Origin of the sequence: Pseudonocardia alaniniphila, assembly GCF_022524485.1 — a bacterium.
Taxonomy (GTDB): Bacteria; Actinomycetota; Actinomycetes; order Mycobacteriales; family Pseudonocardiaceae; genus Pseudonocardia; species Pseudonocardia alaniniphila.
Map to the genome: position 1 here is coordinate 276,000 of NZ_JAKXMK010000002.1, position 13,188 is coordinate 289,187.

A 13,188-nucleotide genomic window follows, 5' to 3' on the forward strand; every position below is an offset into this window, starting at 1 on the left:
CGATGCCCTTGTCAAGCCGTTGACAGCCTCGTCACGGTGCGGTCTCATGGAAGAATCTGATTCTAAAACACGGATTTACCTCTGGCGTGCAGTGCGGAGCAGGTGGGGGACCGGGTATGACTCAGGCCGATCACGTCGCAGTGGTCGATGACGAGCACGGAGTCGGGCAGCGGGACCGGGGCCGCCGGTCGCTGGCCTCACCACAGCGCCTCCGGTCGTTCTTCGCCCCACGGAGCATCGCCCTCGTCGGGGCGTCGGAAGGTTCCGGCTGGGCCCGGTTCATCCTCGACAGCCTCTCCACCTCGGGGTTCAGCGGCGAGCTGCGGCTCGTTCATCCCGTGCGTCCCCAGGCGTTCGGCCGCCCCACGGTGCCGAGCCTGCGAGCCCTGGACGAGCCCGTCGACCTGGCCTTCGTGCTGGCCCCCACCCGCGCCGTCGAGGGCGTGCTGGAGGACGCCGCCGCGGCCGGGATCCACAACGTCGTGGTGCTGGCGTCGGGTTACGGCGACGGCGGGGGCGAGGAGGGCCGGGAACGCGAGCGCCGGCTGGTCGAGCGCGCGGTGGAACTCGACCTCACCCTGCTCGGTCCCAACTGCCTCGGCTTCGTGAACGCGGCGGCCGGTGTGGCGCCGTTCGGCCTGCACATCGTGCCGCCGCTGCGCAGGGGAGGGCTGGGCGTCGTGCTGCAGAGCGGCGCGCTCACCAGCAACGTCCTCGCGTTCGCGCGGGCCCACGGCATCGGGATCAGCCTGCTCACGTCGATGGGCAACGAGGCGGTGATCACGGCGGCCGACGTGATCGAGCACCTCATCGACGACGACGACACACGTGTGATCGGTCTGTTCCTCGAGTCGGTCCGGGACCCTCAGCGGTTCACGGCCCTCGCAGAGCGGGCGCTTCAGGTCGGCAAGCCGATCGTGGCGCTCAAGGTGGGGCGCAGCCCGGCGGGCCAGTTGGCCGCGCTGGCCCACACCGGCGCCGTGGCGGGCGACGACGCTGTCGTGGCCGCGGCGTTCCGCCAGTTCGGGGTGACGAGGGTGGACAGCCTGGAGGAACTGCTGATCACGGCGGGGCTGCTCGGCTCGGGAACGGTGCCGACGGGCCGCCGGATGGGAGTGGTCACGGCGTCCGGCGGGGCGTGCGACATCATCGCGGACCGCAGCGCCGACGAGGGCGTGGAGATCCCGGAGTTCAGCGAGTCCACCGGTGACCGGCTGCGCGAACTGCTCCCGTCGTTCGCCGCGGCGCGCAACCCGCTCGACGTCACCGGGGTCATCCTGGCCGACACCGCCACGGCGAGCGCCAACCTCGGCGGCACCGCGCTGAACGCCGTGTCCGCCGACCCGAAGCTCGACTTCGTGCTCAACCTGATCTCCGTGCCCGTCGCCGCGCCTCCCGACCCGGCGGTGCCCGAACGCCGCATGGCCGACATCGCGGCCACCGTGGCACGGTCGCCGATCCCGATCGTCAACTTCTCCGCCACCTGCAGCGACCTCTCCGAGTACGGCGCCGACCTGCTCGACCGGCATGGCCTGCACGTCGTCGGGGGCATCGAGTTCGGGCTGACCGCGGTGGGGCACGCGATCCGGTGGAACGAGATGCGCCAGGACCGCGCCGCGCGTCCGGCGGCCGCACCGGCGCCCGCGCCGCGCGTCGCACTCGACGACCTGCCCAACGGTCCGTGGTCCGAGGCGCGGGCCCGTGACCTCCTGGTCGCGGCCGGAGTGCCGGTGGTGCCGGCCGAGCTCGTGCAGGACCCCGATGACGCGGTGGCCGCGGCCGAACGGCTCGGCCTCCCGGTGGCGGTGAAGGTCTGCTCGGCCGCCATCACGCACAAGTCGGACATCGGGGGCGTCGCCCTCGGCCTCGGCGAGCCCGACGCGGTGCACGCCGCGACGGAGAGCGTGCTCGCCGCAGGACGGGCGGTCACCGACGACGTCGAGGGCGCCCTGGTGAGCCCGATGCGCACCGGTGGCACCGAACTGTTCGTCGGCGTCTCGGTGGACCCCTCCTTCGGGCCGGTGCTCGCCGTCGGGCTGGGCGGGGTGTTCATCGAGGTGCTGCGCGACGTCAGCCTGCGGGTTCTGCCCGTCGATCCCACAGAGGTGGCGCGCATGCTCGGTGAGCTGCGCGGTGCGCCGGTGCTGGCAGGCGCGCGCGGGACGGTTCCCGTGGATCTGCAGGCCGTGGCCGAGGTGGTGACCACGGTCGCCGAGTGTGCCCGGTCGCTGGGCCCGGCCCTGCAGGTGCTGGAGATCAACCCGCTCTGGGTGGACGGGTCGCACGTCGAAGCCCTCGACGTGCTCGTGGTGACCGGGCCCAGCTGATCGACCCCGTAGACCGACCCGCCTGATCGACCGCCTGAGGAGGCGACGACGTGGAACTCGACCTGGGACCGGAGGCGTCCAAGTTCCGGCAGGAGACCCGGGACTGGATCGCCGACAATGCGCCCGCCGGCCTGGCCGACCTGGTCGACTGGACCGTCCCACCGATGACGGCGGGCGACCATTCCGCCCATGCGGCAGCAGCGAAGAGCCCACTGCACGAGGAGTGGGAGCGCAGGCTGCTGGCCGAGCGGATGATCTGCCCGCAGTGGCCGGAGCGGTTCGGCGGCCGCGGCTGGACCGCGGTGCAGAACGCCATCTACAGCGAGGAGTGCGCCCGGGCGGGCCTGCCGCGGATCCGGCGCGGGTTCGGTGAGGGGATGGTGGGCCCCTCGGTGATGGTGCACGGCACGCCTGAGCAGCAGGAACACTTCCTGCCGCGGATCATCAGCGCGGAGGACGTGTACTGCCAGGGCTTCTCCGAACCGGACCACGGCTCCGACCTGGGCGCCGTCTCCACGCGGGGCGTCGTCGACGGCGACGAGATCGTGATCAGTGGGCAGAAGGTGTGGACCTCGGGCTTCGCGCGGGCGAACATGATCTTCGTCCTGTGCCGCACCGACACCGCGGCCCCCAAGCACCGGGGCATCTCCTACGTGCTGCTCCCGATGCGCGACAACAACATCGACGCGCGCCCGTTGCGCCAGCTCACCGGCAACGCCGAGTTCGGTGAGGAGTTCTTCGACGGCGCGCGGGCACCGCTGTTCAACGTGATCGGCGGGCTGAACAACGGCTGGCGCGTCGCGATGACGACGCTGGGCCACGAGCGGGGCGGCAGCGCAACGATCGGCCACCTGAAGTACCAGCGGCAGCTCGCCGCGCTGGTCGAGCTGGCCCGCGAGGTGGGCCGGGACAAGGACCCGATGGTGCGCCAGCAGCTCGCGTGGGCGCACACGCACGTCGAGATCATGCGCTACCAGGGCCTGCGGCTGCTCGCCCAGCTGGCCGAGGGCCGCGAGCCGGGCCCGGAGGCGTCGATCTCGAAGCTCTTCTGGAGCGAGTACGAGCGCCGCGTCGGGGAGATCGCGATGGAGCTGATGGGACCCGAGGCGCTCGTGCGCCCCGACGGCGAGGGCTACCGGCTCTCGCACTGGCAGCAGGTCTTCCTCGCGAGCCGGGCCGGGACGATCTACTCCGGCACCAGCGAGATCCAGCGCAACATCATCGCCGAACGCGCGCTCGGGCTCCCGAGGGAGCCGCGCCCGGCCGAGTTGAAGGGAGCGGGGGCATGACGGCTGCCACGACGGGACTATCAGGGCGGGTCGCGGTTGTCACCGGGGCCGGGCGCGGGATCGGCGCCGGGATCGCCCGGCTGCTCGCCGCGCAGGGCGCGTCGGTGGTGGTGAACGACCTCGGGGTGGAGCTGGACGGCTCGGGGGCGGACAAGGGCCCCGCCGCCGAGGTCGTCCGGGAGATCACGGAGGCCGGTGGCACCGCGATCGCCGACGGCGGCGACGTCTCCGACCCGGACCAGGCCGAAGGGCTCGTCCGTACGGCGATCGAGGAGTTCGGGAAGCTCGACGTGCTGGTGAACGTGGCCGGCATCCTGCGCGACCGGATGATCTTCAACCTCAGTGAGAAGGAGTGGGACGACGTCATCCGCGTCCACCTCAAGGGCCACTACAACACCACAAAGCCCGCGGCCGCGTACTGGCGCGACCAGCGCAACCCCGACGGCCACTACCGGCTGATCAACTTCACGTCGGTCTCCGGGCTGCACGGCGCCCCGGGACAGCCGAACTACGCCGCGGCGAAGATGGGCATCGTCGGCCTCACCTACTCCTGCGCCAACGCGCTGGGCCGCTACGGCGTCACGGCCAACGCGATCTCGCCCGGTGCCGCCACCAGGATGACAGCGTCGATCCCCAGCGAGCGGCAGTCCGGGGCCCTGCGCGACAGCGACGAGCGCTCGCCCGACAACATCGCGCCGATCGTCGCGTACATCGCGAGCGAGGCGTCCGACTGGCTCACCGGCCAGGTCGTCGGCGCGCGCGGGTACGAGGTGCACCTCTACAACAAGCCTGCGCCCGTCCGGCACATCGTCTCGGACGGCCCGTGGGAGTCCGACCGGTTGGCCGAGCTCGTCGAACGCACGTTCAAGCCCGCCGTCACCGGGAACGGGCGGTAACGGCCATGGACCTGGTGTTCACTCCCGAGCAGGAGCAGCTGCGGGCCTCGGTGCGGCGCTTCCTCGCCGAGAAGTCGCCGATCACGGCGGTACGTGCGTTGATGGACGGGCCGGTCGGCTACGACCCGGCCGTCTGGCGGCAGATGGCCGAGCAACTCGGCCTGCAGGGCCTCGCCCTCCCGGAGAAGTTCGGGGGGAGCGGCTACGGGTTCGTCGAGCTGGCCGTCGTGCAGGAGGAGCTGGGACGCGCGCTGCTGCCCGGGCCGTTCTCCAGCACGGTGGTGCTGGCAGCGCACGCCGTCCTGGACGCCGCCGACCCGGCCGCGGCCGAGGAGCTGCTGCCGGGGATCGCTGACGGATCGACGCTCGCCACGCTCGCCGCCGCGGGCGAGGGCGGCCGGTGGGACCCCGAGGCGCCCACGTTGTCGGCCGAGCAGGCGGGAGACGGTTGGGTGCTGCGCGGCAGCGTCGATCAGGTGCCGGACGGGCACCTGCCCGGTCTGGTTCTCGCGGCGGCCCGCACTGCCGCGGGACCGTCGCTGTTCGCCGTCGACGCCGAGGCGCCGGGCCTCACCCGCACGGCGCTGCCCACCCTCGACCAGACGTCCCGGCTGGCTCGGCTGGACTTCACGGAGGTGCCGGCGCGGCTGGTCGGTACCGACGGCGCCGCCGGTTCCACGCTGCGGCGCACGCTGGACCGGGCCGCGGTCGCGCTCGCCCTCGAGCAGGTCGGCGGGGCGCAGCGCGCGCTCGAGATGGCCGTGGAGTACGCGAAGGTCCGCAAGCAGTTCGACCGCCCGATCGGCAGCTTCCAGGCGCTCAAGCACAAGGCGGCCGACGTGCTCCTGCAGGTGGAGTCGGCGCGGGCGGCCGCCTACTACGCCACGTGGGCCGTGGCGCGGGACTCCGACGAGGTCCCGGCGGTGTCGAGCCTCGCCAAGGCCTACTGCTCCGACGCGTTCTTCGCCGCGGCGGCCGAGAACATCCAGATCCACGGCGGCATCGGGTTCACGTGGGAGCACGACGCCCACCTGTACTTCAAGCGCGCGGCGGCCACGAAGCTCTTCCTCGGCGACCCGGCGTTCCACCGTGAGCGGCTGGCGGTGTCGATCGGCCTGTGAACGGTTCCAGGGGGACCAGCGTCGACACCCCCGGCGAAACGGAGGAGACCACCGACGACCGCGCTCGCTCGCGCTATGCGTGGCGCGTGTTGTCGGTGGTCTGCCTTGCGTCGCTGATGAGTGGGCTCAACAACAGCTCGCTCACGATCGCGCTTCCGGCGATCGTGAGCAGCTTCGACGCCAGCGTGTTCGAGACGACGTGGATCCTGCTGGCCTACCAGCTCACGAACGTCTCCCTGATGGTGTTCTTCGGGCGGCTGGCCGACCTCTTCGGCAGGCGTCCGATGTACATGACGGGCGTCGGGCTGTTCACCGCCGCGAGCCTGCTCGCCGGGTTCGCTCCGTCGGTCGGGCTGCTCATCGCCTGCCGGGTGGTGCAGGGCATCGGCACGGCCATGCTCATCACGAACAGCGCCGCACTGGTCACCGCGGCGTTCCCGCGCCGGCTGCTGGGGCAGGGCCTGGGCATCTACATGGCGTCGTTCTCGCTGGCTCAGCTGCTCGGACCGACGCTCGGCGGCCTGCTGGCCACCGAGGTCGGTTGGCAGTGGACGTTCTGGTCGAACGTGCCGGTCGGCGTGGTGTGCCTGCTGTGGGGGCTGCGGGTGATGGAGCGCGTCCCGCGCCGCCGTCAGCGGTTGCGGATCGACCCGCTCGGCAACCTGCTCGTCCTGGTCGGGCTCGGAACGCTGCTGCTCGCGTTGTCCCAGGTCGGGACGTCCGGTTGGGACGACCCGCTCGTCCTCGGATGCCTCACGGTCTTCGTGCTCGCCGTGCCGGCGTTCCTGCTCGTCGAGCGCAGGGCCGCCGAACCCGTCGTGGATCTGCGGACGTTCCGCGACCCGGTGGTCGGCATCGGAACGCTCGCGGGATTCCTCGCGACGGTGTCGCGGTTCGCCGTCGTGCTGCTGATGGGGCTGTACTTCCAGGCCGTCTCCGGCGACACCCCGGCGGAGGCGGGGCTCAAGGTGCTGCCGATTGCCGTCGCGTCGATCATCGCCGCACCGCTGGCGGGTGCGCTGCTGCGTCACATCGCCCCGCGCACGGTGGCTGTGGCCGCGTGCGCGATCTCGCTGGTCGGCGTCACGCTGCTGCTGTTCACGATCTCCGTCGACACCCCGTATCCCGTGCTGATCGGCGCCGTCGTGGTGCTGGGGATCGGGTCGGGCGCGTTCATCCCCGCGAACAGCACGGCGATGCTGCAGGACGTGCCGCCCGACCGGCTCGGGATCACCAACGCGGTGCGGCTCATGGCGCAGAGCTCCGGGGTGGTGATCAGCACGGCCGTGGCGCTCACGCTGGTGGCCGCGCCGCTGCCGGTCGCCCTGCGCCCGCAGCTCTTCGACGGGTCGCTGTCGCAGGTCTCGCCGGAAGCGCTGGAGGACCTCGTCACCGGGTACCGGTGGGCCTTCGGGCTGATGGCGGTGATGTCGGTGCTCTGCCTGGCCGCCTCCACCGTCGGGCGTCAGGTGCATGCGATCAGCCGGAGGGCCGCGACCACGGCCCCGACCAGATGAGGAGTGGTGGACATGGGTGTGCTCGACGGCAGGATCGCCCTCGTCACGGGGGCGAGCCGGGGGATAGGCGCGGAGATCGCCAGGCGGTTCGCGGCCGAGGGCGCCACGGTGATCGCCACGGCCCGCACGCTCGAGCCCGGCAGCTCCCAGCTGGCCGGGTCGCTCACCGACACGGTCGCTGCCATCGAGGCGGCAGGCGGCACGGCCCGGGCCGTCGCGGCCGACGTGTCCCGCGCGGCGGACCGCGTGGCGCTCGCTGAACGGGTCACCGCCGAGCACGGGCCGGTCGACATCCTGGTGAGCAACGCCGCCGTCACCTGGTTCACGCCGGTGGCCGACTTCACCGCCAAGCGCGTCGATCTCATGTTCGAGGTGCAGGTCAAGGCACCGATGCACCTCGCGCAGCTGGTGCTGCCCGGCATGCGGGAACGCGGCGCAGGCACGATCCTCAACATCTCCTCGCGCGCCGCCATCCACCCGCAGCTCCCGCCGACCGGCCGGGCGTCCCGTGGCGGCACGGTGTACGGGATGTGCAAGGCCGCCCTGGAGCGGTTCTCCACCGGGCTCGCGGCCGAGCTGTACGCCGACGGGATCGCCGTCAACGCGCTGTCCCCGAACCGGGTGGTGCCCACACCCGGCACCGTCTTCCACCACCTGACCACGGAGGACGCGCCCGACGCCGAACCGCCGGCCGTGATGGCGGAGGCCGCGCTCGCGTTGTGCCGCCCGCCCGCGAACGGGAGCCGTGCGCTCACCGGCCGGATCGCCTACTCCCAGGACCTCCTGAACGAGCTCGGCATCGCCGTCCCGAGCAGATGACGGCGGCGGGCTGGGTCCGCGTGGACTGCCACGTGCACACCGTTGCGTCCGGGGACGCGGTGCTGCGCGTCGAGCAGCTCGCATGCCGGGCGGTCGAGCTGGGTCTCGACGTGGTGTTCGTGACCGACCACAACGAGACCTCGGCCGCGCTCGCCGCGCAGGGTCGCGACCTGGGCGTCCGGATCGAGGTCGGTGAGGAGGTGCGCACCGCCGACGGGGAGGTACTCGGGCTGTTCCTCACCGAACGCATCCCGTACGTCCTCCCGATCCGCGAGGTCGTGCGCCGGATCCGGGCGCAGGGCGGCCTCGTGGGCCTTCCGCACCCCTTCGACCCGCTGCGTGCCGGCGCCGGTGCCGTGGCCGACGCCCTCTGCGCGGACGGCGCCGTCGACGTGGTGGAGGCGTTCAACGCCAAGGTCCACGACCTCACGCACAACGACGCCGCGGCCGCGCTGGCGTCGCGGCACGGCCTGCCGGTCATGGCCGGGTCGGACGCCCACGACGTGACCGGCCTGGGCGCCGCCTACGTCGAGATGCCGGACTTCGACGGCCCGCGCGAGTTCCTCGCCGCCCTCGCCCGCGCACGACTGGTGGGCGAGCTCCGCCCCCACGCCCCCCGCTTCCCACGCCGCGCGGGCACCGGCTGACCGCCGGATGCTGAACGAGCGGCACGTTCGCCCGCTAGGTCGGTGCGGCCGGGCCGCTCGTTGGGTGGGCCTGGCTGCCCCGCGGGGCCAGCTGCGCAGAACGAGCGGCACTTTCGCTCGGTGGGTTGGTGCGGGCGGGCCGCTCGCCGGGTGGCTCGCCGGCCATGGAGCCGCGCGAGCCCCGACCGCCCCGCGAACCCCTACTGGCACGTCCCCTCCCGACCCACCCCGACCGCACATATCTGGTGGCCACCGCGCACACGTTCTGCCATGTGTGCGGTGGCCACGGGGTGTGTGCGGTCGACGTCAGGGGCGGTCCGGTGGACCTGTCTCCTGCAGTCGGCCGTCGGCTAGTCGTAGCCAGCGGCTCACCTTGATCTCCGTGAGGAAGCGTTCGTCGTGGCTGACGACCACGAACGCGCCTTCGTAGGCAGCCAGCGCGCTCTCCAGCTGGCCGATGCTGATGAGGTCGAGGTTGTTGGTGGGTTCGTCGAGAAGCAGCAACTGGGGTGCCGGTTCGGCGTAGAGGACGCAGGCCAGGGTGGCGCGCAGCCGCTCGCCGCCGGACAGCACGCCGACCGGGAGGTCGATGCGGGAGCCGCGGAACAGGAAGCGGGCGAGCAGGTGCATCCGCTGTGCCTCCGGCATCGCGGGTGCGAACGCGGCGAGGTTCTGCGCCACCGTGCGGTCGAGGTTCAGCAGGTCGAGGCGCTGGGACAGGTAGGCGACCCGGCCGTCGGCCCGCCTGGTGCCCCCCTCCGGCTCCAGCTCGCCGTTGATCATGCGCAGCAGCGTGGACTTGCCTGCCCCGTTGGGGCCGGTCAGAGCGATCCGCTCGGGTCCGCGGATCACCAGGTCGGCACCGTCGCCTGCGAAGAGGGCCTGGTCGCCGTAGCGGACCTGCATCCGCTCGCCGAGGAACGCCGTGCGGCCTGCCGGGACGTTGGTGCCCGGCAGGATCAACGTGATCTTCTGCTCGTCGCGAAGCGCGCGCCCCGCCTCGTCGAGCCGGGCCTTCGCCTCGCTGACGCGCGCGGCGTGCGTCTCGTTCGATTTCCCCGCCGACTCCTGGGCGCGCCGCTGGAGCCCGCCTGCGACGATCTTCGGCAGGCCGGCGTTCTTGATGTTGCGGGCGGCATTGCCGGACCGGCGCTCGGCCCGCTCGCGGGCCTGCTGCATCTCCCGCTTCTCCCGCTTGACCTCCTGCTCGGCGTTGCGGATGTTCTTCTCCGCCACCTCGCGCGCGGCCTGCACGGCCGTCTCGTACTCGGTGAAGTTTCCGCCGTAGGTACGCAGCTCGCCCCTGTCGAGCTCGGCGATACGGTCCATGCGGTCGAGAAGCGCCCGGTCGTGGCTCACCAGCAGCAGGCAGCCGGTCCAGTCCTCGATCGCGCCGTAGAGCCGCTGCCGGGCATCGAGGTCGAGGTTGTTCGTCGGTTCGTCGAGCAGCAGGACGTCGGGCCGCTTCAGCAGCTGTGCCGCCAGGCCGAGGGTGACGATCTGGCCGCCGCTCAGGGTGCGCAGGTGCCGGGTGAGCGAGAGGTCGCCGAGGCCGAGCCGGTCCAGCTGGGCGCGGGTGCGCTCCTCGATGTCCCAGTCGCTGCCGATCGTGGTGAAGTGCTCCTCGCTCGCGTCGCCCGACTCGATCGCCGCGAGCGCCGTGATCACCGGGGCAATTCCCAGTACCTCGGCCACGGTCAGGTCGCCGACCAGCGGCAGGGTCTGCGGGAGGTAGCCGAGCACCCCCGTGACGGACGCGGAGCCTCCGCTCGGCCGGTACTCGCCGGCGATCAGCTTGAGCAGGGTGCTCTTGCCGGCCCCGTTCGGTGCGACGAGGCCCGTGCGGCCGCCGCCCACGGTGAAGGACAGGTCCCGGAAGACGGGGGTGTCGTCAGGCCAGGAGAAGGAGAGATTCGAGCAGATGACGAATGCGTCGGACATGCAGAGAGCCCTCATGTGTGATGCGGGCGTGCCAAAGCCGCCCAGCGGGGAACAGGAAGAGGTGCAACGACGGCGGCCCACACCGACGGCGCTCCTGCGCTCATGCCGGCGGCCGACCATGTCCGGTCTCACCCGGAGATGTCGTCGTCACCCACCATGTCTGGTCTCCCTCGGTCCCGATGATCGCGATCGACCATAGCAGGAGCGATCCCCTGTCTCATCGGGGTCCGCCGGTGGATCACCTCGCGTGCGTTCGGGGGCTTGTAACTGCGCCGTTCGGCGGTTCCGGATTCCACCACCTTCCCGCAGGTTTACCGCCCGATCGGCGAGGTATCGTTTCGTCGGGCGAAGACAGGATGGAGCAGGTGACGACGACGAGCGGTGACGGTCCACGGCGATCGCCGGAGAGTGGCGGCGATCGGATTCGTCGTGCCGCCTATGAGCTGTTCAGTCGCAACGGGGTGCGCGACGTCGGTGTCGACGCCGTCATCGCGCACGCAGGCGCCGCGAAGATGACGCTGTACCGCGCCTTCCCGTCGAAGGATGACCTCATTCTCGATTTCCTTCGCCGCCGCGAGCGGCTGTGGACCGAGGAATGGCTCCAGCGTGAGAGCAGGCTGCGTGGCGAGCGTCCGCAGGACCAGTTACTCGCCATCTTCGACCTGTTCTCGGAATGGTTCGCCCGTTCCGATTTCGAGGGCTGCGCCTTCCTCACCACCATGATGACGGTGAACGACCCTGCGAGCCCCGTACGCCGGGCGAGTGTGGAGCACCTCGCGAACATCCGGGGATACCTGCGTCAACTCGCCGAGGAGGCGGGGGTGGCGGACGCGGATCACTTCGCGCGTCAGTGGCACGTTCTCATGAAGGGCTCGATCATGGCGGCCCACGAGGGCGACACCGGGGCGGCGTCGGCTGCGCGTGAGCTCGGCGTGTTGTTGCTGCGGTCGCACGGCATCGCCGCCGACTGAGTCTCGCTCGACAGGCAGGGAACGGGCCGGCCCGGGGGTCGAAATCGGGCCGGCCCGAGGTAGTGGCGTCCGAAGGTGTGCAGGGGTCAGAAGCCGAGTTTCTCCGCGGCCAGGCGGCTTCCTTCCACCCGGGACGCGATCTTGCGGAAAGCAACGTCACGGGCGTAGTCGGGTGATCCGTGGTTCGGTTTCTCGTCGATGGAGAACGGCGAGAACCCGCAGTCGTCGGTGGCTCCGATCTGCTCCTTCGGAATGAAGTTCGCCGCCCGGATCAGCTGGTCGGCGATCTCCTGCGGACTCTCCACCCGCGGGTTCTGCGGATTCGTGACGCCGATGTACGCCATCTGTGTCACGCCATGGGCGTCGTCGCGCAGGTTCTGGCCGATCGTCTCGTACACCGGGTCCTTTTCCCGCTCGGATGCGAGCTGGATCAGGAAGTATCCGGCGTCGATGTCGAACATCGTGCCGAGCAGGTTGTTGTAGGGCACGTCGGCCGAGTGCACCGAGTCGCGGTCCCCACCAGGGCAGGTGTGGATACCGATGTTGCGCCGCTCGTCGGCGGAGAACCGTGCCATCACGCGGTTGTTCAGCTCGATGAAATGCGGCAACAGGCCCGCTCCCGTCCACGGGTTGCGTGGATCCTCCCGGGTGGCCAGCCGGCCCTCGGTGAAGTCCACCGACACACGCTCGGCTCCCGCGGCGAAGGCCTCGCGGATATCCCTCTCGCACTCGTCGATGAGTGCGGCCTCGAACTCCTCGCGGCTGTAGCCCTCTACCGGGTCCTTCAGTGGGTAGAGGAGCGCGAGCATCGACGGCGCGATCACCGCCTGCTTCATCGGCTTGTTCGCGTAGGGGATCGACTTGCGCAGCGTGTCGGCGGCGTGCTGGTTGTAGCGGAACGGGCCACGTTCCAGCTTCGGGAGCTGGCGGCCGTGGCCGTCGGCGAAGATCGCGAAGAACTGACCGCCCGGTCCGAGTCCCGGGGCGAGCCCGGTGCCGGCCAGGGTGTCGGCGATCGGATAGGTGGCGAACGACGACCATCGCTGCTCGCCGTCGGAGATGATCGGCGAACCCGTGGCCTCGAATCGTTCGATCGAATCCTTGACCGCCGCGTCCTGCAGCTTCTCGAGATCGTCTCGGCCGATCTCGCCTGCGTCGTACTTCGCGTAGGCGTCCTGCAGCTTGGCCGGTCGGGGGAGCGAACCCACCGGCTCGGTGGGGACTCCGGTGGCCGTGCGCGGGTCGTAGCCCATGAATGGATCTCCTCCTTGAGAATCCAGGCCAGGGATCTCCCCGATCCCGAGGCCTCGTGCTCCTGCTCGTGAAATGCTCGATCACGCACGACCGACCGGATCCTCGGCCGTGCCTCGGAATGAATGCGCCATGCGAGAGAGACAGGTCTGTCTCAGACTTCGCTCGAAAGGGTAGTCTTATTCGCATAGCTGGTCAATGAGTGTTTTGGTGCTACCTGAACGCTCCACTGATCCCTGGTTGATTGAACCGTTCCCGGAGGGTTTCCCGAGGGGTGTGATTGCGCGGACATCGCGAACTGCACCCGGCCACGGCGGGATGCCCCTCCGGGGTGAGACCGGCCTGTCTTGTGGTTCCGGTCACACAGTGGGAACATCAGCCACATCAGGCGCCCACCACCGCCGATCCG

At 70.9% G+C, this 13,188-nt stretch carries 10 protein-coding genes; 8 read left to right on the plus strand and 2 right to left on the minus strand.

Features of this window, described 5'->3' with window-relative positions:
* Positions 1 to 116: 116 nt before the first annotated feature.
* Genes MMF94_RS02350 through MMF94_RS02380 form a run of 7 tightly spaced genes read left to right on the plus strand, consistent with a single transcriptional unit; the run spans position 117 to position 8,616 of the window.
* Positions 117 to 2,327 carry an acetate--CoA ligase family protein gene (locus MMF94_RS02350; protein WP_241034367.1) on the plus strand — a complete coding sequence of 737 codons (2,211 nt, stop codon included), beginning with the start codon at positions 117 to 119 and terminating at the stop codon, positions 2,325 to 2,327.
* 50 nt (positions 2,328 to 2,377) lie between these two features.
* Positions 2,378 to 3,616: an acyl-CoA dehydrogenase family protein gene (locus MMF94_RS02355; protein WP_241034368.1), complete on the plus strand. Its 1,239-nt coding sequence runs from the start codon at positions 2,378 to 2,380 to the stop codon at positions 3,614 to 3,616.
* The gene (locus tag MMF94_RS02360; protein WP_241034369.1) at positions 3,613 to 4,512 is read left to right on the plus strand and encodes an SDR family NAD(P)-dependent oxidoreductase; all 900 of its coding nucleotides are present in this window, start codon (positions 3,613 to 3,615) and stop codon (positions 4,510 to 4,512) included. The genes MMF94_RS02355 and MMF94_RS02360 overlap by 4 nt, the downstream gene beginning before the upstream one ends.
* Before the next feature lie 5 nt (positions 4,513 to 4,517).
* Positions 4,518 to 5,633, plus strand: coding sequence for an acyl-CoA dehydrogenase family protein (locus MMF94_RS02365; RefSeq protein ID WP_241034370.1), 1,116 nt, complete (start codon positions 4,518 to 4,520; stop codon positions 5,631 to 5,633).
* The gene (locus MMF94_RS02370) at positions 5,630 to 7,150 is read left to right on the plus strand and encodes an MFS transporter (protein ID WP_241034371.1); all 1,521 of its coding nucleotides are present in this window, start codon (positions 5,630 to 5,632) and stop codon (positions 7,148 to 7,150) included. The genes MMF94_RS02365 and MMF94_RS02370 overlap by 4 nt, the downstream gene beginning before the upstream one ends.
* 12 nt (positions 7,151 to 7,162) lie before the next feature.
* The gene (locus tag MMF94_RS02375; RefSeq protein WP_241034372.1) at positions 7,163 to 7,969 is read left to right on the plus strand and encodes an SDR family NAD(P)-dependent oxidoreductase; all 807 of its coding nucleotides are present in this window, start codon (positions 7,163 to 7,165) and stop codon (positions 7,967 to 7,969) included.
* Positions 7,970 to 8,001: 32 nt separating this feature from the next.
* On the plus strand, positions 8,002 to 8,616 hold the full coding sequence (locus tag MMF94_RS02380) for a PHP domain-containing protein (RefSeq protein WP_241034373.1): 615 nt from the start codon (positions 8,002 to 8,004) through the stop codon (positions 8,614 to 8,616).
* Between the two features lie 306 nt (positions 8,617 to 8,922).
* On the opposite strand, the gene abc-f is transcribed toward MMF94_RS02380, so the two are convergent.
* The gene (gene abc-f / locus MMF94_RS02385; protein WP_241034374.1) at positions 8,923 to 10,557 is read right to left on the minus strand and encodes a ribosomal protection-like ABC-F family protein; all 1,635 of its coding nucleotides are present in this window, start codon (positions 10,555 to 10,557) and stop codon (positions 8,923 to 8,925) included.
* Positions 10,558 to 10,736: 179 nt separating this feature from the next.
* Here abc-f and MMF94_RS02390 point away from each other — a divergent pair, with 179 nt between their 5' ends.
* Positions 10,737 to 11,528 (plus strand): TetR/AcrR family transcriptional regulator, encoded by a 792-nt coding sequence (locus MMF94_RS02390; protein ID WP_241034375.1) that lies wholly within the window; start codon positions 10,737 to 10,739, stop codon positions 11,526 to 11,528.
* A gap of 86 nt (positions 11,529 to 11,614) precedes the next feature.
* On the opposite strand, the gene MMF94_RS02395 is transcribed toward MMF94_RS02390, so the two are convergent.
* A complete protein-coding gene (locus MMF94_RS02395; protein ID WP_241034376.1) occupies positions 11,615 to 12,781 on the minus strand; it encodes a uroporphyrinogen decarboxylase/cobalamine-independent methonine synthase family protein in 1,167 nt (388 codons plus the stop codon).
* Between the last annotated feature and the right edge of the window lie 407 nt (positions 12,782 to 13,188).